The sequence below is a fragment of the Serratia sp. PL7 genome, assembly GCF_945957435.1.
In genome coordinates this window covers 1-20,799 of sequence record NZ_CAMFLB010000027.1, presented here as the reverse complement: position 1 = coordinate 20,799, position 20,799 = coordinate 1, and the positions used below count along the sequence as shown (strand labels likewise).

Genomic DNA, 20,799 nt, shown 5'->3' with positions numbered 1-20,799 from the left:
CGCTCATCAAGATGAAATAAAAACAGTGATCGATAAAGAGGTGAGCAGGGTATGAGTTTTTTCCACGCAAACCAGCGGGAAGCGCTGAATCAGAGTCTGGCGGAGTTGAACGGCCAGATTAACGTATCATTCGAGTTCTTCCCGCCACGCACCAGCGAGATGGAAGAGACCCTGTGGCAGTCGATCGATCGTCTGAGCATCCTCAAACCTAAATTCGTTTCCGTCACCTACGGCGCCAATTCCGGCGAGCGCGATCGCACCCACAGCATCATCAAGGGGATCAAGGAGCGCACCGGCCTGGAGGCGGCGCCGCACCTGACCTGCATCGACGCCAGCCCGGCGCAGCTGCGCGACATTGCGACCGATTACTGGAACAGCGGCATCCGCCATATCGTGGCGCTGCGCGGCGATCTGCCGCCGGGCGGCGGCAAGCCGGACATGTACGCGACCGATCTGGTGGCGTTGCTGAAAGACGTGGGTGACTTCGACATTTCCGTCGCCGCCTACCCGGAAGTGCACCCGGAGGCGAAAAGCGCCCAGGCCGATTTGATTAACCTGAAACGCAAGATCGATGCCGGCGCCAGTCGCGCCATTACCCAGTTCTTCTTCGACGTTGAGAGCTACCTGCGCTTTCGCGACCGCTGCGTTGCCGCCGGCATCGACGTGGAAATCGTGCCGGGCATTCTGCCGGTGTCCAACTTCAAGCAGCTGCAGCGCTTCGCCACCATGACCAACGTGCGGGTGCCAAGCTGGATGACCAGCATGTTCGAAGGGCTGGACGACGATGCGGAGACCCGCAAAATGGTCGGCGCCAACATCGCCATGGACATGGTGAAGATCCTGAGCCGCGAAGGGGTGAAAGATTTCCACTTCTATACGCTGAACCGTGCAGAGATGAGCTACGCGATCTGCCACACGCTGGGCGTGCGCCCGGTGGCCGCCGCCTGACGGGCTTGTTCCATTGAAAAGGGCGTCGCTTTACCGCGGCGCCCTTTTTTTGTGGGGGAAAGGCATAAAAAAACGGCCCCGATAAACGGGGCCGCGATGAGGCTCACTAGCCGGTGTTGCGCATCCCGGCGGCGACGCCGGCGATGGTGACCATCAGCGCCTGCTCCACTCGGGCGTCCGGCTGCTCCTGCTGACGCGAACGGTGCAGCAATTCGGCCTGCAAGACGTTCAGCGGGTCGGTGTAAACGTTGCGCAGCGCGATGGATTCAGCGATCCACGGCAGGTCTTCCATCAGGTGCGCATCGTTGGCGATGGTCAGCACCACCTTAATGTCGCTTTCCAGCTGATCGCGCAGCTGTTGACCCAGCGGCCACAGTGCTTTATCCACCAGGCGCTGATCGTAGTATTCCGCCAGCCATAGGTCGGCTTTGGCGAACACCATTTCCAGCATGGCGATACGGGTGGAGAAGAACGGCCAGTCGCGACACATCGCTTCCAGCTCCGCCTGTTTGCCGGCTTTCACCGCTTCCTGCAATCCGGCGCCGGCGCCGAGCCAGGCCGGCAGCATCAGGCGGTTCTGCGTCCAGGCGAAGATCCACGGAATGGCGCGCAGGCTCTCTACGCCGCCGTTCGGCTTGCGCTTGGCCGGGCGTGAACCCAGCGGCAGTTTGCCCAGCTCCAGCTCCGGCGTGGCCGCGCGGAAGTAAGGCACAAAGTCCGGGTTTTCACGCACGTAGCCGCGATACATCCGGCAGGAGGTCTCGGACAGGTCGTCCATCAGCGCCCGCCATTCTTTCTTCGGTTCCGGCGGCGGCAGCAGGTTGGCCTCGAGGATCGCGCCGGCATACAGCGCCAGGCTGCTGATGGTGACTTCCGGCAGGCCGAACTTGAAGCGGATCATCTCGCCCTGTTCGGTGACGCGCAGGCCGCCCTTCAGGCTGCCCGGCGGCTGAGACAGCAGCGCCGCATGCGCCGGTGCGCCGCCGCGGCCGATGGAGCCGCCGCGGCCGTGGAACAGCGTCAGCGCCACGCCGGCCTTTTCACAGGTTTTGATCAGCGCGTCCTGCGCGCGGTACTGCGCCCAGGAAGCGGCCATCACGCCGGCGTCTTTCGCCGAGTCGGAGTAACCGATCATCACCATCTGTTTGCCCTGGATGAAGCCGCGATACCAGTCGATGTTCAGCAACTGGGTCATCACGTCGTCGGCGTTGTTCAGGTCGTCGAGGGTTTCGAACAGCGGGGCGACCGGCAGCGCGAACGGGCAGCCGGCCTCCTTCAGCAGCAGGTGCACCGCCAATACGTCGGAAGGCGTGCGCGCCATCGAAATCACGTAGGCGGCGATCGAACCCTGCGGCGCTTCGGCGATCACCCGGCAGGTTTCCAGCACTTCCTGCGTATCGGCGCTCGGTTGCCATTTCAGCGGCACCAGCGGGCGTTTGGAGTTCAGTTCGCGGATCAGGAACGCCTGCTTATCGGCTTCCGACCAGCTTTCATAATCGCCCAGCCCCAGATAGCGGGTCAGCTCGGCGATGGCTTCGGTATGGCGGGTGCTTTCCTGGCGCACGTCGATACGCACCAGCGGCACGCCGAAGCAGCGCACGCGGCGCAGGGTATCCAGCAGTTGACCATTGGCGATGATGCCCATGCCGCAGGCCTGCAGCGACTGGTAGCAGGCATACAGCGGCTCCCACAGCTGCTCGTTGTTCACCAGCAGGTCGTGCGGTTTCAGCACGCGCTCGCCCTTCAGGCGACCTTCCAGATAGGCCTGGGAGCTCATCAGCTGGCTGCGCAGCTGCTTCATGATTTCGCGGTAAGGCTCCTGCACCTCATCGCCGCCGGCGCGGGCGCGCAGCTCAGGGGTGCACTCGGTCATCGACAGCTCGGAGACCAGCACTTGGATATCGCGGGTAAACAGGTCGCAGGCTTTCCAGCGGCTGAGCAGCAGCACATGGCGGGTAATTTCGGCGGTGACGTTCGGGTTGCCGTCGCGATCGCCGCCCATCCAGGAAGTGAAGCGCACCGGCACCGCTTCTACCGGCAGGCTGTAATCGATGGAGTTTTCCAGCTGTTCGTTGAATTCGCGCAGGAACGCCGGCACGCCTTCCCACAGGCTGTTTTCCACGACGGCAAAACCCCATTTGGCTTCGTCGATCGGAGAAGGGCGGTGTTTGCGAATTTCATCGGTGTGCCACGACTGGGCTACCAGCTGACGCAGGCGGCGCATGATCTTGTTGCGCTCGTAGTCGGCCAGATCGTTGTGATCGAGCTGGCTGAGGCAGGTGTTGACCTCCACCAGCTTGTGGATCAGGGTGCGGCGGGTGATCTCCGTCGGGTGTGCCGTCAGCACCAGCTCGATGGAGAGTTGCGACACCGCGTGCTGCAGCTCTTTGTCGCTGAGCTTTTTGTCTTTGAGGCGGCTGAACAGTTGAGCCAGCGCTTCCGGATTGCTGGCGGCTTCGCCGTTGGGCGAAATGCTGTGGTACTGCTCGGCGACGTTGGTCAGGTTGAGGAACTGGCTGAAGGCGCGCGCCACCGGCAGCAGCTCGTCGTTGGACAGGTTCTGCAGGGTGGAGAGCAGCTCCTGGCGATGCGCTTCGTTGCCGGCGCGTGAGGATTTGGAAAGCTTACGGATGGTCTCAACGCGATCGAGAATATGCTCGCCCAGCGCTTCTTTGATGGTATCGCCGAGCAATTTGCCGAGCATACTGACATTACTGCGCATTGCCGAATATTGTTCGTTCATATAACCCCTGACCCAGTTCTGTATGATTTTTATCTTGTAAATAAATTTCACGCGTCAGGCGCAGACCGCCTGCCTGATCACATCGCGTTCCTGTCCAATCGTCAATTGACACTATTTTTAGCAAAAAAACATCAAAATCGGCGCATTTTCTGAAATTTAATTACGCCTCGTGGGTTATCAGCGTGGCTTATTTCGCTGCCTTCTACTTATTTTGAGTTAGGGGAAGCATAAAGCATTTCCCCTGCTAAATGTCGGGTTTATTGCTGGCAAAAGTGATTGATCAGCTGGCCCAACAGTTTGCGCGTCGGTTCGATAAACGCGGTGTCGATGTATTCGTCCGGCTGGTGGGCCTGATCGATGGAACCGGGGCCGAGCACCAACGTCGGGCAGACCTGCTGAACGAACGGCGCTTCGGTGCAGTAGTTGACCACCTGCGTGCGGGTGCCCAGCAGTTCCTCGATCACTGCCACCATGCGGTGGTCGGTCGGGCATTCGTAGCCCGGTACCGACGCGTGCAGCTCTTCGATGGTCAGGCGGCCTGGCCAGCGTTGGCTCATCGGCTCCAATGCCTGATGCATCAGTTCGTTGATGTTGTCGAGCGTCATGCCGGGCAGCGGGCGGATATCCAGGTGCAGCTCGCAGCAGGCGCAGATGCGGTTGGCCGCGTCGCCGCCGCTGATATGGCCGAAGTTCATGGTGGGATAAGGCACGGCGAACGCCGGGTTGTTGTAGCGCTCCTGCAGGGTTTTGCGCAGCTCCATCAGGCGGCCGATGGATTCGTGCATCAGATCGATGGCGTTGACGCCGCGTGCCGGATCGCTGGAGTGACCGGACTGGCCGACGATGCGAATGGCGTTGGCCATGTGGCCCTTGTGCGCGCGCACCGGCTGCAGCGAGGTCGGCTCACCGATGATGGCGAAATCTGGACGAATGGCGGTAGAGGCGGCGAAGTAACGCGCGCCGGCCATCGTCGTTTCTTCATCTGCGGTGGCTAAAATGTACAGCGGCTTGGTCAATTTGCTCGCGTCGATATCGCGCACCGCATCCAGAATAAAGGCGAAGAAGCCTTTCATGTCGGCGGTGCCTAGCCCGTAGAGCTTGTTGTCGTGCTCGGTCAGGGTGAAGGGATCGCGCGTCCAGCGGCCTTCGTCGTAAGGCACCGTATCGGTGTGGCCGGCCAGCAACAGGCCACCGCTGCCTTCGCCGATGCTGGCCAGCAGGTTGAATTTGTGGCGCGACTCCGGCACCGGCTGTACGTCGACGCGAAAGCCCAGGTCGGCAAACCATCCGGCCAGCAAGTTGATTAACGCCTCATTGCTCTGATCGAGGCCGGCATCGGTGGCGCTGATTGACGGAGTGGCGATCAACGCCCGGTACAGCTCAATAAATGGAGGTAATTTCATCTTCACTGTTGACAGCCTTTGGTTAGGATAGTATCAATATTCATGCATTTATTTTGAATAAAAATACAGTAAGCCGACGCGTAAGGGAACCCGATACCCGGATGTTTATAAAAGCATCAACGCCTGGCTCCGTGGGTGAACGGCGCAACAACGCTGGCTAGCCCTGTTACCTGGGTCGCAAGCGACCGCACGTCAGTTTAGAAGGTGAAAGGCCACATGTTGAATACGCTGATCGTTGGTGCCAGCGGTTACGCCGGAGCGGAGCTCACGGCTTACCTGAATCGCCACCCACACATGAACATAACCGCTTTAGCGGTTTCAGCGCAAAGTGCAGATGCAGGAAAGTTGCTTTCCGATCTCCATCCCCAGTTGAAAGGCATCGTCGATCTGCCGCTGCAACCGTTGACCGACGTTGCCAAGGCGGCGCAGGGCATCGACGTGGTGTTCCTCGCCACCGCCCATGAAGTCAGCCACGATATCGCACCGGCCTTCCTGGCGGCGGGCTGCGTGGTGTTCGATCTGTCCGGCGCCTTCCGCGTGCAGGACGCCGGTTTTTATAGCCAGTACTACGGTTTCGAGCATCAGCATGGCGCCCTGCTGGAGCAGGCGGTGTACGGCCTGGCGGAGTGGCAGAGCGACAAGATCAAACAGGCGCAGCTGATCGCGGTGCCGGGCTGTTACCCGACGGCGGCGCAGCTGGCGCTGAAACCGTTAATCGAAAAACAGCTGCTGAATCTGGATCAGTGGCCGGTGATCAACGCCACCAGCGGCGTTAGCGGCGCCGGGCGCAAGGCCAGCATGACCACCAGCTTCTGCGAAGTGAGCCTGCAGCCGTACGGTATCTTCACTCACCGGCACCAGCCGGAGATCGCTGCGCACCTGGGCGTGCCGGTTATCTTTACGCCGCACCTGGGCAACTTCCCGCGCGGCATCCTTGAAACCATCACCTGCCGCCTGAAGGCCGGCGTGACCGCGCAGGACGTCGCGGCCGCCTATCATGCCGCCTATGACGACAAGCCGCTGGTGCGGTTGTACGACCAGGGCGTGCCGGCGCTGAAAGCGGTGGTGGGGTTGCCGTTCTGCGATATCGGTTTTGCGGTGCAGGGCGAGCATCTGATCGCCGTCGCGGTGGAAGACAACCTGCTGAAAGGCGCGGCGGCGCAGGCGGTGCAATGCCTGAATATCCGTTTCGGCTTCCCGGAAACCCAGTCACTCCTTTAAACCAGCGTGAGTAAACAGCAATGAACCCGTTAATTATCAAGTTAGGTGGCGTGTTATTAGACAGTGAAGAAGCGCTGGAGCGTCTGTTTACCGCGCTGGACAGCTACCGCCAGCAGCATCAGCGTCCGCTGGTGATCGTGCACGGCGGCGGCTGCGTGGTGGACGAACTGATGAAGCAGCTCGCTTTGCCGGTGGTGAAAAAGAACGGCCTGCGGGTCACGCCGGCCGATCAGATCGACATCATCACCGGCGCGCTGGCCGGCACCGCCAACAAAACGCTGCTGGCGTGGGCGATTAAACATCAAATCAACGCCGTCGGCCTGAGCCTGGCGGACGGCGGCAGCGCGGTCGTGACCCCGCTCGATCCGGCATTGGGCCACGTCGGTAACGCGCAGCCCGGTTCGCCCGCGCTGCTCAATACCCTGCTGGGCGCCGGCTACCTGCCGGTTATCAGCTCCATCGGCATCACCGCCGAAGGGCAGTTAATGAACGTGAACGCCGATCAGGCGGCGACGGCGCTGGCGGCGACGCTGGGGGCGGACCTGATCCTGCTGTCGGACGTCAGCGGCATCCTCGACGGCAAGGGGCAACGCATTGCGGAAATGACGGCGCAAAAAGCGGAACAACTGATCGCGCAAGGCATCATCACCGATGGTATGGTGGTGAAGGTGAATGCGGCGCTCGACGCCGCCCGCACCCTCGGCCGCCCGGTGGATATCGCCAGCTGGCGCCATGCCGATCAGCTTCCTGCTTTGTTTAACGGCGTGTCGATTGGCACCCGGATCCTCGCTTAATTTTAGAATTAGAAAGGAATAGATCATGCAAAACCAAGGCATCAAAAAAATCGTTCTGGCGTACTCCGGCGGCCTGGATACCTCGGCCATCATTCCATGGCTGAAAGAGAACTACGGCGGCTGTGAAGTGGTGGCCTTCGTGGCGGACATCGGCCAGGAGCGCAGCGATCTGGAAGGCGTGGAGCAAAAAGCCCTGCAGTCCGGTGCCTCTGAATGTCACGTGGTCGATCTGCGTGAAGAATTTATCCGCGATTACGTTTATCCGGTGCTGCAGACCGGCGCCCTGTACGAGGGCAGCTACCTGCTGGGCACCTCGATGGCGAGGCCGATCATCGCCAAGGCGCAGGTCGAGCTGGCGTTGAAAGTGGGCGCCGATGCGCTGTGCCACGGCGCGACCGGCAAAGGCAACGACCAGGTGCGTTTCGAGACCACCTACACCGCGCTGGCGCCGCAGCTGAAAGTGGTGGCGCCGTGGCGCGAGTGGAACCTGCGTTCCCGTGAAGCGCTGCTGGATTACCTGAAAGAGCGCAACATCCCGACCACCGCGTCGCTGGAAAAAATCTATAGCCGCGATGAGAACGCCTGGCACATCTCCACCGAAGGCGGCGTGTTGGAAAGCCCGTGGAACGCGCCAAACAAGGATTGCTGGGTATGGACCGTCGATCCGCAGGAAGCGCCGGATCAGCCTGAGCAGGTGACCGTTACCGTTGAGAAAGGCCGCGTCGTGGCGGTTAACGGTAAAGCGCTGTCGCCGTACCAGTGCCTGGAAACCCTGAACGCGCTGGGCGCCAAGCACGGCGTCGGCCGGATCGACATCGTGGAAAACCGTCTGGTGGGCATCAAATCCCGCGGCTGCTATGAGACCCCGGGGGGCACTATCATGGTGGCGGCGCTGCGCGCCATCGAGCAGTTGGTGCTGGATCGCGACAGCTTCAAATGGCGCGAGCAGCTGGGCCTGGAGATGTCCTATGTGGTGTACGACGGCCGTTGGTTCGCGCCGCTGCGCCGCTCGCTGCAGGCCTCTGCCGAAGCATTGGCTGAAGAGGTGAACGGCGAAGTCGTGCTGCAGCTGTACAAAGGACAGGTGACGGCGACTCAGAAGAAATCCGCCAACAGCCTGTACTCCGAAGAGTTCGCCACCTTCGGCGAAGACGAAGTTTACGATCACAGCCACGCGGGCGGCTTTATCCGCCTGTTCTCTCTGTCTTCACGCATCCGCGCGTTGAACGAGAAAAAGAATAAATAACCGATTGGCGTGACTCTGCAAGGGCGCAGCATGCTGCGCCCTTTCGCATAAAAATTCAGGAGTAAAGGTATGGCACTTTGGGGCGGACGGTTCACTCAGGCAGCGGATCAGCGGTTCAAGCAACTCAATGATTCGCTGCGGTTCGATTATCGCCTGGCGGAGCAGGATATCGTGGGCTCGGTGGCCTGGTCGAAGGCGCTGGTGACCGTTAACGTGTTGACGGCAACGGAGCAACAGCAGCTGGAGCAGGCGCTGAATGCACTACTGACGGAAGTCCAGGCCGATCCTTTGGCGATAGTCCAAAGCGATGCCGAAGACATCCACAGCTGGGTGGAGCAGAAGCTGATCGAGAAGGTCGGCGATTTGGGCAAGAAGCTGCACACCGGCCGCAGCCGCAACGATCAGGTCGCGACCGATCTGAAGCTGTGGTGCAAACAGCAGATCGGCGATCTGCATCAGGCGATCGTCCAGCTGCAGCAGGCGCTGGTGGAGACCGCCGAAGCCAATCAGGATGCGGTGATGCCGGGGTATACCCACCTGCAACGCGCGCAGCCGGTGACTTTCGCGCACTGGTGCCTGGCCTATGTCGAGATGCTGGCGCGCGATGAGAGCCGACTGCAGGATACCCTGAAACGGCTGGACGTCAGCCCGCTGGGCAGCGGCGCGCTGGCCGGCACTGCGTATCCTATCGATCGCGAGCAACTGGCCGGCTGGCTGGGCTTCGCCTCGGCGACCCGCAACAGCCTGGACAGCGTATCCGATCGCGATCACGTGCTGGAGCTGCTGTCCAACGCCGCCATCAGCATGGTGCACCTGTCGCGCTTCGCCGAAGATCTGATCTTCTTCAACAGCGGCGAGGCGGCGTTTGTCGAGCTGTCTGACCGCGTGACCTCCGGCTCTTCGCTGATGCCGCAGAAGAAAAACCCGGACGCGCTGGAGCTGATCCGCGGCAAGTGCGGCCGCGTACAGGGCGCGCTGACCGGCATGATGATGACGCTGAAAGGCCTTCCGCTGGCGTACAACAAAGACATGCAGGAAGACAAAGAAGGGCTGTTCGACGCGCTCGACACCTGGATGGACTGCCTGCAGATGGCGGCGCTGGTGCTGGACGGCATTCAGGTGAAGCGCCCGCGCTGTCAGGAAGCGGCGGAGCAGGGCTATGCCAACGCCACCGAGCTGGCGGATTACCTGGTCGCCAAGGGCGTGCCGTTCCGCGAAGCGCACCATATCGTCGGTGAGGTGGTGGTAGAGGCGATTCGCCAGGGCAAACCGCTGGAAGCGCTGCCGCTGGCGGATTTGCAGCAGTTTAGCGCGACGATTGGCGACGACGTCTATCCGATCCTGGCGTTGCAATCTTGCCTGGACAAACGTGCGGCCAAAGGCGGCGTCGCGCCGCAGCAGGTGGCCGCGGCAATCGCCGCAGCGAAACAGCGTTTAGCTTGAGGACGATAAGGGCGGCCTGGTGCCGCCCTTGCACCTCTACCCCGCCAGGCGTGCGCACAGATAACGGTTCAGGCTCACGCCTTCCTCCATCGCGCCGATCGCCAGCCGGCGATGCTGTTCCGGCGTCATGCGTAACACCAGTTTTCCGCTGAAGTTCTTTTCCGCCAGCGCCTGCGGCGGCGTTTCACCTTGCGCCAGCATGTCGGCGATCGTTTCGCTCACGACTTTTTCGATACCCTCCAGTGCGCCGGTACGCGTGGCGGCTAGCCAGGACAGCGAGGGGAATTCGGCGCACAGCCCGACATATTCACGATCTTCCGCTGACCAGGTGATGCGATAGGTATAGTGTTCATGCTTTTCCATGTTCTTCCTCCATTCTGGCCAGTGCGGCGATGACCTGCTTAACCTGATATGCCTTGGCCGCGCCGTTGTTGCCGCGTTGGATATTGATGCGCGGATCGCCTGGCCAGGGCATGCGATAAACGTGATGGCTGCTACCGTTTATGCGCGGCGGCCCAAACCATCGCACGCAGACTTTCGCTAACTCGGCGAATTTGATGCTGTTCTGCCGCTGTTGCAAATCAGCGATGTCATCCCTGATCTCGTTCATGCCGCCTCCATTTTAGTATCGTTATTGGTATCACTTCAATGCCAAAGCATAAAAAATGAGCGCGGGCGGGCCGTGAGGCAAGCGGAGGGAGGAAATTGTGGAAAGTGCTGCGCAAAAAAAACCGGGCCTGAAGGCCCGGTGGATATAAACGGAGAATAAGAGGTTACTCACCCGGACAGCGCTGGCAGCGCTCGATTTCGGCCGTGCCGAGTTTGAGCTTCGCCTGCAGATCGCGCAGCGCGGTGCGCAAGCCTTCTTCGATCACCGGATGATAGAACGGCATGTCCAGCATCTGATCGACGGTCATCTGCTGTTGGTGCGCCCAGGCTAACAGGTGCGCAATGTGTTCGGCGTCGGGGCCGATCATTTCCGCGCCGAGGAAACGGCCGGTGCCTTGCTCGCCGTAGACGTGCAAAATGCCCTTATTGCGCAGCATCACCCGCGAGCGGCCCTGATTCTCAAACGAGACTTTGCCCACTTCAAAGCAGCCGCAGGCGCTGAACTTCTCGCTCAGCTCGCGGAAAGTTGAGCCGACCATGGCGATCTGCGGATCGGAGAACACCACCGAAATCGCGCTGCGGCGCAGACCTGGATTGATCTCCGGGAAGCTGCCGGCGTTGGCGCCGGCGATGCGCGCCTGATCGCTGGCCTCGTGCAACAGCGGCAGCTGGTTGCTGGCGTCGCCGGCGATAAAGATATGCGGCACGCTGGTTTGCATCGTCAGGCGGTCGGCCAGCGGCACGCCTCGAGCGTCGAGCTGCAGGTCGGTGTTTTCGAGACCCAGCCGATCGACGTTGGGGCGGCGGCCGGTGGCGGCCAGCACGTAGTCCACCAGGATCTCCTGCGACTGGCCCTGCAGATCCTGATAGCGGATAAATACGCGGTCGCCTTCGCGCTGCATCATCTCCACTTTCACGTCGGCGTCGAGGTAGAACTCTTCTCCCAACGCCTTCGCAGCGTAATCGCGCACGGCGCTGTCGGTCAGCGGCCCGACGGCGCCGCCGATGCCGAAGACCTTGGTGTCGACGCCGAGGCGGTGCAGCGCTTGCCCCAGCTCCAGCCCGATGACGCCGGGGCCGAATACCGCCACGGACTGCGGCAAGTCATCCCAGTTGAACAGATCGTCGTTGACGATCAGGCGATCGCCCAGTTCGTTCCACGGCGCCGGCCAGCTGGGGCGAGAGCCGGTGGCGATCACGATGCGCTGCGCCACGATGCGCGTATGGTCATCGACCTGCAGCGTGTTGTCGTCGATAAAGCGGGCATAGCCCTGAATTTTGTCGGCGGCCGGGATCTCGTCCACGCCTTCCAGCACGAAGCCGACGAAACGATCGCGTTCGCGTTTGACGCGCGCCATCACCTCGCGTCCGTCGATGCGGGTTTTACCGGCTGGGTGCACGCCAAAGCCCGGCGCGCGTTCGATTTGATGCACCGCTTCGGCGGCGGCGATCAATAATTTGGATGGCATGCAGCCAACGCGCGCACAGGTGGTGCCGTAAGGCCCGCCTTCAATCATCACCACGCTGGGGGTAGACAGTTTGGCCGCGCGATAGGCGCCGAGCCCTGCGGTGCCGCCGCCGATGACCGCAACATCAACGTTCAACAGTTTCATATCCGCTCCTGAAAGGTAAAAAAAGGGCGGGCCGTAGCCCGCCAAAGTTCACGTTGGCTTTGTTATTACTTATTAAGCTGACAGGAAAGTTTCCAGATCGTCGCTGCCGCCAATGTGACGGCCGCCGATGAACACCTGCGGCACCGTGGCGCGGCCGCTGACGGCGCGCAGGCTGACGGTGGTGGCGTCTTTGCCCAGGACGATCTCTTCATACTGAATGCCGCGCTCTTGCAGCATCTGTTTGGCTTTGGCGCAGAATGGGCAACCCGGTTTGGTGAACAGGGAGACCGATTCCTGCACTTTGAATTCCGGCGCCAGGTATTTCAGCATGGTGTCGGCGTCGGACACTTCAAACGGGTCGCCCGGCTTGTTCGGCTCGACAAACATTTTCTCGACCACGCCGTTGCGCACCAGCATCGAGTAGCGCCATGAACGAGGGCCAAAGCCCAGGTCCGCTTTCTCGACCAGCATGTTCATGCCTTTGGTGAATTCACCGTTGCCGTCCGGTACGAAGGTGATGTTTTCCGCATGTTGGTCAGCTTTCCAGGCGTTCATCACGAAGGTGTCGTTCACGGAGACGCAAAGAATGCTGTCGACGCCGTGCTGCTTGAATACGCTGGACAGTTCGTTGTAGCGCGGCAGGTGGCTCGAAGAACAGGTCGGCGTGAACGCGCCCGGCAGCGAGAAAACAATGACGGTTTTGTTTTTGAACAGGTCATCAGTGGTCACATCAATCCATTGGTCGCCCTGACGGGTGTGGAAAGTAACCTGAGGAACTTTCTTGCCTTCTTGACTGGTAAACATTGATTAACCCCTTAATTAGGAAAAGTAATTTTTAGCATTTAGCGCGATATCGCTTCGTTGGGACACATTATTGTCGCTGGGGCTTGATAGATCTAATCGCTCATTGCTATCTTATCTATCGCCATGAGCTATCATGGAATGGAGGGAAACAATGAATATTCGTGATTTAGAGTATCTGGTCGCCTTGGCCGAGCACCGGCACTTCCGCCGCGCGGCCGATTCATGCCATGTAAGCCAACCCACGCTGAGCGGGCAGATCCGCAAGCTGGAAGACGAGTTGGGCGTCATGCTGCTCGAACGCACCAGCCGCAAGGTGCTGTTCACCCAGGCGGGCCTGTTGCTGGTGGAGCAGGCGCGTACCGTGCTGCGCGAAGTGAAAGTGTTGAAGGAGATGGCCAGCCAGCAGGGCGAGGCCATGTCCGGGCCGCTGCACATCGGTCTGATCCCGACCGTGGGGCCTTATCTGCTGCCGCAGATCATCCCGACGCTGCACAAAACCTTCCCGAAACTGGAAATGTACCTGCACGAAGCGCAAACCCACCAACTGCTGGCGCAACTCGACAGCGGCAAGCTGGACTGCGCCATTCTGGCGCTGGTGAAGGAAACCGAGGCGTTTATCGAAGTGCCTCTGTTCGATGAACCGATGAAGCTGGCGGTGTATTCCGATCACCCGTGGGCGCAGCGCGAGCGCGTGGCGATGCCGGATTTGGCGGGAGAAAAGCTGCTGATGCTGGAAGATGGCCACTGCCTGCGCGATCAGGCGATGGGCTTCTGCTTCCAGGCGGGCGCGGACGAGGATACCCACTTCCGCGCCACCAGTCTGGAAACGCTGCGCAATATGGTCGCGGCCGGCAGCGGCATTACCCTGCTGCCGTCCCTGGCGGTGCCGCCGCAGCGCGAGCGCGATGGCGTCTGCTATCTGGATTGCTACAAGCCGGAGCCGAAGCGCACCATCGCGTTGGTGTATCGCCCCGGTTCCCCACTGCGCAGCCGTTATGAGCAGTTGGCCGAAGCGATCCGCGAGCACATGCAGGGCTACATCGACAACGCGTTAAAACAGGCGGTTTAAGCCGTTAAGCGCTGCCACCCGGTAGGCTTCGGCCATGGTCGGATAGTTGAAGGTCGTATTAACGAAATACTCGATAGTATTGCCTTCACCTTTCTGTTCCATGATCGCCTGACCGATGTGGATGATCTCCGCCGCACGTTCGCCGAAGCAGTGGATCCCGAGGATCTGCAGGGTGTCGCGATGGAACAGGATCTTCAGGCTGCCGACGTTCATCCCGGCGATCTGCGCACGCGCCAGATGTTTGAACTGGGCGCGGCCCACTTCATACGGCACCTTCATCGCCGTCAGTTCCTGCTCGGTTTTGCCGACGGAGCTGATTTCCGGAATGGTGTAGATGCCGGTCGGGATATCTTCGATTAAGTGACCGCTGGCTTCACCGGAGGCGATCGCCTGCGCGGCGATGCGGCCCTGATCGTAGGCGGCGGAAGCCAGACTCGGATAGCCGATGACGTCACCGACCGCATAAATGTGCGACAGCGCGGTTTGATACATGCTGTTCACTTTCAGCAGCCCGCGGCTGTCCGACTCCAGGCCGACGTTCTCCAACCCTAACGAATCGGTATTACCGGTACGGCCGTTGGCGTACAGCAGGCAGTCCGCTTTCACCTTCTTGCCGGACTTCAGGTGCACGATCACGCCGTCTTCGGTGCCTTCGATCTTCTCGAACTCTTCGTTGTGGCGGATCACCACTCCGTTGTTCCAGAAGTGGTAAGAGAGCGAATCCGACATCTCCTGATCGAGGAACGCCAGCAGGCGGTCGCGGGTGTTGATCAGATCGACCTTGACGTTCAGACCGCGGAAGATAGACGCATATTCACAGCCGATCACCCCGGCGCCGTAAATGATCACGTGGCGCGGCTCATGGCTCAGTTCGAGAATGGAGTCGCTGTCGTAGATGCGTGGGTGATTGAAATCGACGCTGGCCGGATGGTAAGGACGCGAGCCGCAGGCGATCACGATGTGGTCGGCGCGGATGGTGTCCTGGGTACCGTCCATATAGCTGACGCTGACGGTGTTGGCGTCGATGAAGCGCGCGTCACCGGCGAACAGTTTGCACTGATTCCGCTCATAGAACCCTTGGCGCATGCGGGTCTGCTGGCTGATGACGTTATCGGCGTGGCGTAAAATGTCAGGGAAGGTCGCGCTGAGCGTGCGCGAGTTGTTGTAAAGCGGGTTCTGGTTGAATTCGATAATGCGGCTGACGGCGTGGCGGAGGGCTTTGGAAGGGATGGTGCCCCAGTGGGTACATCCGCCGCCTACGTTATTGTACCGTTCGATAACGGCCACGCGGGCGCCTTGTTTCACCAGCCCCATGGCGGCACCTTCACCACCAGGGCCCGAGCCAATCACAATGGCATCAAATTGATAGTGCTGTTGCATGTAGGAGAGACCTGTTTTTTTATACAAGATTACAACGGTATCTTAACATCATAGCGCTGCTCACCCAATCACCATTAGGCTTTTTGAGTCAAAGCACAATCGGCTCAGGGCGGAAGTGTGATAGAGCGCGTTAGTATAAATGCTGTTGCAATAAAATTTGCTATATTGCCGAGTCTAGGGCGTTAGACTGAGAAAATGGAACCTATCCGGATATGCATATGGGCGTCAGAGCACAACAAAAAGAACGGACTCGTCGTTCCCTGATCGAAGCCGCTTTCAGCCAGCTGAGCGCCGAACGCAGCTTCGCCAGTCTGAGCCTGCGGGAAGTTTCACGCGAGGCGGGCATCGCGCCCACGTCGTTTTATCGCCATTTCCGCGATGTGGACGAGTTGGGGCTGACCATGGTGGACGAAAGCGGTCTGATGCTGCGTCAGTTGATGCGCCAGGCGCGCCAACGCATCGCCAAGGGCGGCAGCGTGATCCGCACCTCGGTGTCCACCTTTATGGAGTTTATCGGCAACAACCCGAACGCCTTCCGCCTGCTGCTGCGCGAGCGCTCCGGCACGTCGGCGGCATTCCGTGCGGCGGTGGCGCGAGAGATCCAGCATTTCATCGCCGAACTGGCGGATTACCTCGAGTTGGAAAATCACATGCCGCGCAGCTTTACCGAAGCGCAGGCGGAAGCGATGGTCACCATCGTGTTCAGCGCCGGCGCGGAAGCGCTGGATATCGACGTCGAGCAGCGGCAGCAGCTGGAAGAACGGCTGGTGCTGCAGCTACGGATGATCTCCAAAGGGGCGTATTACTGGTATCGTCGCGAACAAGAAAAAGCTTCTGTGTCCCACGTATAAAAAAGGTAAAAAATGATGGAAAAACCAGGCCGTGAAAATGGCACCTTACTGCTGGCGTTAATTGCCGGCCTTTCGATCAACGGTTCCTTTGCTGCGCTGTTCAGCTCGGTGGTGCCGTTTTCGATCTTCCCGCTGATCGCGTTGGTGCTGGCGGTGTACTGCCTGCATCAGCGTTACCTGAACCGCGCCATGCCGGACGGCATGCCGAAGCTGGCGGCGGCCTGTTTCCTGCTGGGGCTGCTGCTGTACAGCGCCATCGTGCGCGCCGAATATCCGCAGATCGGCTCCAACTTCCTGCCGTCGGTGATCTGCGTGGCGCTGGTGCTGTGGATCGGGATGAAACTGAAGGCGCGCAAGGCGCCGGATGCGCCGACTCAAGAATCGTAATGAAACGGGGCGCCATCATGGCGCCCCTGTCGTATCAGCGATGCTTTTCCAGCAACACACCGCATTCCATGTGATGGGTATACGGGAACTGATCGAACAGCGCCAGGCGGCTGACCCGGTGGGTGGCCTGCAGCGTTTCCAGGTTGGCACACAGCGTTTCCGGATTGCATGAAATATACAGAATGCGCGGGTAAGCCTGCACCATCTTCACCGTTTCCTCGTCCAGCCCGCTGCGCGGCGGATCGACGAAAATCGTCTCGCAGTTGTAGCCGCTCAGATCGATGCCTTTCAACCGGTTGAATTCGCGTACTCCGTTCATCGCCTGAGTGAAGTCTTCTGCCGCCATGCGGATGATTTGCACGTTGTCGATATGGTTGGCGGCGATGTTGTACTGCGCCGCCGCCACCGACGGCTTGGCGATCTCGGTCGCCAGCACGCGCTCGAAATTGCGCGCCAGCGCCAGCGAGAAGTTGCCGTTGCCGCAGTACAGCTCCAGCAAATCGCCTTTGGAACCGGCGGTAACCGCCAACGCCCACTCCAGCATCTGCACGTTCATGGCCGCGTTGGGCTGCGTGAAGCTGTTTTCCACCTGACGATAGATCATGTCGCGGCCGGCGACCGGCAGCACTTCGTCAACATAATCCTGGTCGAGCATGATCTTGGTCTTCGACGCCCGGCCGATCAGCTGCAGGTCGAAACCCTGAGCGCGCAGCTCGTCGCGCAGCTGCTCGGCTCGCTGTTGCCAAACGTCATCCAGCTTGCGGTGATACAGCAGCGAAGCGATGATTTTGCCGCTTCGCGTCGACAGATAATCGATCTGGAACAGCTTGTGGCGCAGGATCGGCTCCGGTTTCAGCGCGGCGATCAGGGCGGTCATCAGGCGGTTGATCAGCTCGCTGGCCGCCGGGAACTGGTCGACGCGAATACGCTGCTTGGTCTGTTGATCGAACATGATGTGATACATGTCATCCGCGTCGTGCCAGATGCGGAATTCGGCGCGCATGCGGTAATGGTCGACTGGCGAGCGGAACACTTCCGGCTCGGGCGCCGCGAACGGTGACATCAACATCTTCAGGCGGGCGACTTTCTCCGCCAGTTGGTCATCGTAACGTTCAATAGGCAAATTCTCGGGCGTCATGTGTGTCTTCTCGTCAGGCAAATTTGATCAGCGGGGATTGTAGGGAATCAGCCCGTGAAGTCCAGTTTTGTCGCGTTTATTATTTGTAACATTAGTAGCAGTCTAGACATCTATTTTCATTGATCGTAGCATTGCCGTCCGGCCTCAAGCAGCGAGTGAAAAGGGAATCCGGTGTGAATCCGGAGCTGACGCGCAGCGGTAAGGGGAAGTCACGGCGATAGCGTTTCGACGCAGACACTGTCCACTGCAGGATGGGAAGTCATCGCCCGTTGCCGGTCGCGCCCCGCGGCCCGCAAATCCCAAGCCCGAAGACCTGCCGGTGTTACGTCGCAATGTCCGTGGCCGTCGCGAACTACCGGCCATGATCCTGCGGCATCCGCCAATTAAGTTTGGATGCTTTTCTCATGACAATTACAAAAAATATGCTGCTAGCGGTGGTCTCCTCCGTCACGGCTTTTTCTGGATGGGCGCAAGACAACACCACAGCCAAGAATGGCGATAACCTGGTGGTGACCGCCAACCGTTTCCCGCAGCCGGTTTCTTCTGTGCTGGCACCGACTTCCATCGTCACCCGTAACGATATCGATCGCTGGCAGGCCAAAAGCCTGACCGACGTGATGCGCCGTTTGCCGGGCGTGGACGTTGGCCAAAACGGTGGATTGGGACAGAAGAGCTCGCTGTTTATTCGCGGCACCAACTCCAGCCATGTGCTGGTGCTAATTGACGGCATTCGCCTTAATCAGGCGGGCGTCAGCGGTTCTTCCGATCTCAGCCAAATCCCGATTTCGCTGGTGCAGAAAGTCGAATACATTCGCGGCCCGCGCTCGGCGGTGTACGGCTCCGATGCCATCGGCGGCGTGGTCAACATTATTACCACCCGCGAAAAGAACGGCACGACGCTCTCAGCCGGCGTCGGCTCCAACGGCTATCAATCCTATGACGCGTCGACCCAACAACAACTGGGTGACAGCACCGTGGCGACGGTGGCGGGGAATTACACCTATACCAAAGGGTATGACGTGGTGGCTGAAGGTAATACCAGTATTCCTCAGCCCGATCGCGACGGCTTTATGAGCAAATTGCTCTACGGCGCATTGCAGCACCAATTTAACGAGCAAATCAGCGGTTTTGTGCGTGGTTATGGTTACGATAATCGTACAGGCTACGATGGATTCTATTCTTACGATAAAGACTTCAATATTACCGGTCTGCCCGATACCCGTAAGCTGTACAGCCAAACATGGGACACGGGGTTGCGCTATCAGGAAGGGATTTACGCCACGCAGCTAGTGGGGAGTTACAGCCACAGCAAAGACTACAATTATGATCCGCGCAAAGGCCAGTATGCGATCTCCTCCAGTTTGGATGATTCGGAACAGTACAATCTGCAGTGGGGCAACACGTTCAAGGTTGCCCAAGGCACCATTAGTGCGGGCGCAGATTGGCAGGATCAACAAATCAAACCGGGTACCGCGTCCGTCAGCAGCGAGAGAAGCCAGCGCAATACTGGCATCTATCTGACTGGGCAACAGTTGGTGGGACCGGTGACGCTGGAGGCTGCTGCGCGTGGCGACGACAACTCGGAGTTCGGTTGGCACGGCACCTGGCAAACCAGTGCAGCCTGGGAATTCATCGAGGGGTATCGTTTCATTGCCTCTTACGGTACCGCGTTCAAAGCGCCAAACATGAACCAGTTGTTTAGTACCACTTACGGCAACAATAATTTGAAACCGGAAGAAAGCAAGCAATGGGAAGGCGGTTTTGAAGGCTTGACCGGGCCTGTGACCTGGCGTATTTCCGGTTATCGCAATGACATTGATAATCTTATCGACAGCGATCCGGTGAGTTACCGCTATTATAATATCGGTAAGGCGACCATTAAAGGTGTAGAGGCCACGGCTTCTTTTGAAACCGGCCCGCTGACGCATCAGATTGGTTACGATTATGTCGACCCGCGCAATGCTAAAACCAACGAAGTGCTGCTGCGCCGCGCTAAACAGCAGGTGAAATACGAGCTGGATTGGCAACTGTACGACTTTGATTGGGCAGTGACCTATCAATACCTGGGTGAGCGCTACGACAAGGATTATGGCGTTTATCCTAGCCCGACGGTTAAACTCGGCGGCGTGAGCCTGTGGGATCTCGCAGTTTCGTATCCGGTCACATCTCATCTGACAGTTCGTGGTAGAATTGCCAACCTGTTTGATAAAGATTATGAGACGGCCTATGGCTACGCTACTCCAGGAAGAGAATACTACCTCACTGGAAGCTATACCTTCTAACAGCACCGCCACACCTCGCCCGACGGTGCTGGTTTTTGATTCCGGCGTCGGCGGGTTGTCGGTGTATCAGGAGGTTCGGCAGTTGCTGCCGGATCTCCACTATATATACGCTTTCGACAACGTGGCGTTCCCCTACGGCGAGAAGTCCGAAGAGTTTATCGTTGAGCGCGTGCTGGAAATTGTCGGCGCGGTACAGCAACGTCATCCTCTGGCGATTGTCGTCATTGCCTGCAACACCGCCAGCACCGTTTCCTTGCCGGCCTTGCGCGAGCGTTTCAGTTTCCCTGTCGTGGGCGTGGTGCCCGCCATCAAACCGGCGGCCCGTCTTACCGTTAATGGCATTGTCGGCCTGTTGGCGACCCGCGGTACCGTACAGCGCAGCTACACCCACGAACTGATTTCCCGTTTCGCCACCGACTGCAAGATTGAACTGCTGGGCTCTTCAGAGCTGGTGGAGCTGGCGGAGGCCAAGCTCCATGGCGAAGCCGTGCCGCTGCCGGTGCTGAAGAAGATCCTGCATCCGTGGCTGAGCATGCGCGAGCCGCCGGATACCGTCGTGCTGGGCTGCACCCATTTCCCTCTATTAGCTGAAGAGTTGATGCAGGTGTTGCCGGAAGGCACCCGGCTGGTGGATTCCGGCGCGGCGATTGCCCGCCGCACCGCCTGGCTCATCTCAACGCAGGAAAATCTGGTCTCGAGCCAGGAAGAGAATCTGGCGTATTGCATGGCGTTAAATGAAGATACTGACGCTTTATTGCCCGTTTTGCAGGGTTATGGCTTTAAATCGTTGAAAAAACTGCCGCTTTAACGGTGTTTTGGTTAAACATTCAACGGTCGGAAAAAATATTGAAAATAGGGGTTGCGGCCT

At 59.4% G+C, this 20,799-nt stretch carries 18 protein-coding genes and 1 riboswitch; of the genes, 10 read left to right on the top strand and 8 right to left on the bottom strand.

The annotated features are described in order from the left end of the window. Positions 1-51 precede the first annotated feature (51 nt). On the top strand, positions 52-948 hold the full coding sequence (metF, locus tag N6G83_RS45575; RefSeq protein WP_004931071.1) for a methylenetetrahydrofolate reductase: 897 nt from the start codon (positions 52-54) through the stop codon (positions 946-948). Between the two features lie 106 nt (positions 949-1,054). On the opposite strand, the gene ppc is transcribed toward metF, so the two are convergent. Further along, positions 1,055-3,691, bottom strand: coding sequence for a phosphoenolpyruvate carboxylase (ppc, locus tag N6G83_RS45570; RefSeq protein ID WP_025304657.1), 2,637 nt, complete (start codon positions 3,689-3,691; stop codon positions 1,055-1,057). A 257-nt stretch (positions 3,692-3,948) separates the two neighbouring features. Continuing rightward, a complete protein-coding gene (gene argE, locus N6G83_RS45565) occupies positions 3,949-5,094 on the bottom strand; it encodes an acetylornithine deacetylase (RefSeq protein ID WP_162496003.1) in 1,146 nt (381 codons plus the stop codon). A gap of 216 nt (positions 5,095-5,310) precedes the next feature. On the opposite strand from argE, the gene argC reads away from it, so the two are divergent. The 4 genes from argC (at position 5,311) to argH (ending at position 9,798) form a co-directional block, all read left to right on the top strand. Beyond that, positions 5,311-6,315, top strand: a complete 1,005-nt coding sequence (argC, locus tag N6G83_RS45560; RefSeq protein WP_025304655.1) for an N-acetyl-gamma-glutamyl-phosphate reductase — start codon at positions 5,311-5,313, stop codon at positions 6,313-6,315. A 20-nt stretch (positions 6,316-6,335) separates the two neighbouring features. Further along, on the top strand, positions 6,336-7,109 hold the full coding sequence (gene argB / locus N6G83_RS45555) for an acetylglutamate kinase (protein ID WP_016929723.1): 774 nt from the start codon (positions 6,336-6,338) through the stop codon (positions 7,107-7,109). A 25-nt stretch (positions 7,110-7,134) separates the two neighbouring features. Beyond that, positions 7,135-8,355, top strand: coding sequence for an argininosuccinate synthase (locus tag N6G83_RS45550; protein WP_004931061.1), 1,221 nt, complete (start codon positions 7,135-7,137; stop codon positions 8,353-8,355). 69 nt (positions 8,356-8,424) lie between these two features. Further along, complete coding sequence (gene argH, locus N6G83_RS45545; RefSeq protein WP_060448499.1) at positions 8,425-9,798, top strand: argininosuccinate lyase; 1,374 nt, start codon at positions 8,425-8,427, stop codon at positions 9,796-9,798. 36 nt (positions 9,799-9,834) lie between these two features. Here the strand turns inward: argH and N6G83_RS45540 are convergent, their stop codons facing one another. The 4 genes from N6G83_RS45540 to N6G83_RS45525 form a co-directional block, all read right to left on the bottom strand. Then, the gene (locus tag N6G83_RS45540) at positions 9,835-10,161 is read right to left on the bottom strand and encodes a type II toxin-antitoxin system HicB family antitoxin (protein WP_019452249.1); all 327 of its coding nucleotides are present in this window, start codon (positions 10,159-10,161) and stop codon (positions 9,835-9,837) included. Continuing rightward, a complete protein-coding gene (locus N6G83_RS45535) occupies positions 10,148-10,408 on the bottom strand; it encodes a hypothetical protein (protein ID WP_025304653.1) in 261 nt (86 codons plus the stop codon). Before N6G83_RS45535 ends, N6G83_RS45540 begins: the two co-directional genes overlap by 14 nt. A gap of 163 nt (positions 10,409-10,571) precedes the next feature. After that, positions 10,572-12,020, bottom strand: a complete 1,449-nt coding sequence (locus tag N6G83_RS45530) for a dihydrolipoyl dehydrogenase (protein WP_049294990.1) — start codon at positions 12,018-12,020, stop codon at positions 10,572-10,574. 72 nt (positions 12,021-12,092) lie between these two features. Beyond that, positions 12,093-12,824, bottom strand: coding sequence for a glutathione peroxidase (locus N6G83_RS45525; protein WP_015379403.1), 732 nt, complete (start codon positions 12,822-12,824; stop codon positions 12,093-12,095). A gap of 151 nt (positions 12,825-12,975) precedes the next feature. Here N6G83_RS45525 and oxyR point away from each other — a divergent pair, with 151 nt between their 5' ends. Continuing rightward, on the top strand, positions 12,976-13,893 hold the full coding sequence (oxyR, locus tag N6G83_RS45520) for a DNA-binding transcriptional regulator OxyR (protein ID WP_025304651.1): 918 nt from the start codon (positions 12,976-12,978) through the stop codon (positions 13,891-13,893). Here oxyR and sthA read toward each other — a convergent pair. Beyond that, entirely contained in the window at positions 13,876-15,273 is a 1,398-nt protein-coding gene (gene sthA / locus N6G83_RS45515; RefSeq protein ID WP_004931047.1) for a Si-specific NAD(P)(+) transhydrogenase, read from the bottom strand. The two genes, oxyR and sthA, sit on opposite strands and share 18 nt — an antisense overlap. Positions 15,274-15,491: 218 nt before the next feature. Here sthA and fabR point away from each other — a divergent pair, with 218 nt between their 5' ends. Both fabR and N6G83_RS45505 read left to right on the top strand, forming a co-directional pair. Further along, on the top strand, positions 15,492-16,124 hold the full coding sequence (gene fabR, locus N6G83_RS45510) for an HTH-type transcriptional repressor FabR (RefSeq protein WP_004931044.1): 633 nt from the start codon (positions 15,492-15,494) through the stop codon (positions 16,122-16,124). A 15-nt stretch (positions 16,125-16,139) separates the two neighbouring features. Next, positions 16,140-16,511, top strand: a complete 372-nt coding sequence (locus N6G83_RS45505; protein WP_025304650.1) for a YijD family membrane protein — start codon at positions 16,140-16,142, stop codon at positions 16,509-16,511. Positions 16,512-16,545: 34 nt separating this feature from the next. Here the strand turns inward: N6G83_RS45505 and trmA are convergent, their stop codons facing one another. Continuing rightward, a complete protein-coding gene (gene trmA / locus N6G83_RS45500; RefSeq protein ID WP_049205309.1) occupies positions 16,546-17,649 on the bottom strand; it encodes a tRNA (uridine(54)-C5)-methyltransferase TrmA in 1,104 nt (367 codons plus the stop codon). Between the two features lie 122 nt (positions 17,650-17,771). Next, positions 17,772-17,985: riboswitch (cobalamin riboswitch) on the top strand. A 68-nt stretch (positions 17,986-18,053) separates the two neighbouring features. On the opposite strand from trmA, the gene btuB reads away from it, so the two are divergent. Further along, positions 18,054-19,931 (top strand): TonB-dependent vitamin B12 receptor BtuB, encoded by a 1,878-nt coding sequence (btuB, locus tag N6G83_RS45495; RefSeq protein ID WP_089181443.1) that lies wholly within the window; start codon positions 18,054-18,056, stop codon positions 19,929-19,931. Then, the gene (gene murI / locus N6G83_RS45490; protein WP_049205307.1) at positions 19,876-20,739 is read left to right on the top strand and encodes a glutamate racemase; all 864 of its coding nucleotides are present in this window, start codon (positions 19,876-19,878) and stop codon (positions 20,737-20,739) included. The genes btuB and murI overlap by 56 nt, the downstream gene beginning before the upstream one ends. The last annotated feature ends 60 nt before the right edge of the window (positions 20,740-20,799 follow it).

Coding starts and splice junctions, on each gene's coding strand:
- metF (WP_004931071.1), top strand. CDS start 52: ATGAGTTTTTTCCACGCAAACCAGCGGGAAGCGCTGAATCAGAGTCTG.
- ppc (WP_025304657.1), bottom strand. CDS start 3,691: ATGAACGAACAATATTCGGCAATGCGCAGTAATGTCAGTATGCTCGGC.
- argE (WP_162496003.1), bottom strand. CDS start 5,094: ATGAAATTACCTCCATTTATTGAGCTGTACCGGGCGTTGATCGCCACT.
- argC (WP_025304655.1), top strand. CDS start 5,311: ATGTTGAATACGCTGATCGTTGGTGCCAGCGGTTACGCCGGAGCGGAG.
- argB (WP_016929723.1), top strand. CDS start 6,336: ATGAACCCGTTAATTATCAAGTTAGGTGGCGTGTTATTAGACAGTGAA.
- N6G83_RS45550 (WP_004931061.1), top strand. CDS start 7,135: ATGCAAAACCAAGGCATCAAAAAAATCGTTCTGGCGTACTCCGGCGGC.
- argH (WP_060448499.1), top strand. CDS start 8,425: ATGGCACTTTGGGGCGGACGGTTCACTCAGGCAGCGGATCAGCGGTTC.
- N6G83_RS45540 (WP_019452249.1), bottom strand. CDS start 10,161: ATGGAAAAGCATGAACACTATACCTATCGCATCACCTGGTCAGCGGAA.
- N6G83_RS45535 (WP_025304653.1), bottom strand. CDS start 10,408: ATGAACGAGATCAGGGATGACATCGCTGATTTGCAACAGCGGCAGAAC.
- N6G83_RS45530 (WP_049294990.1), bottom strand. CDS start 12,020: ATGAAACTGTTGAACGTTGATGTTGCGGTCATCGGCGGCGGCACCGCA.
- N6G83_RS45525 (WP_015379403.1), bottom strand. CDS start 12,824: ATGTTTACCAGTCAAGAAGGCAAGAAAGTTCCTCAGGTTACTTTCCAC.
- oxyR (WP_025304651.1), top strand. CDS start 12,976: ATGAATATTCGTGATTTAGAGTATCTGGTCGCCTTGGCCGAGCACCGG.
- sthA (WP_004931047.1), bottom strand. CDS start 15,273: ATGCAACAGCACTATCAATTTGATGCCATTGTGATTGGCTCGGGCCCT.
- fabR (WP_004931044.1), top strand. CDS start 15,492: ATGGGCGTCAGAGCACAACAAAAAGAACGGACTCGTCGTTCCCTGATC.
- N6G83_RS45505 (WP_025304650.1), top strand. CDS start 16,140: ATGGAAAAACCAGGCCGTGAAAATGGCACCTTACTGCTGGCGTTAATT.
- trmA (WP_049205309.1), bottom strand. CDS start 17,649: ATGACGCCCGAGAATTTGCCTATTGAACGTTACGATGACCAACTGGCG.
- btuB (WP_089181443.1), top strand. CDS start 18,054: ATGACAATTACAAAAAATATGCTGCTAGCGGTGGTCTCCTCCGTCACG.
- murI (WP_049205307.1), top strand. CDS start 19,876: ATGGCTACGCTACTCCAGGAAGAGAATACTACCTCACTGGAAGCTATA.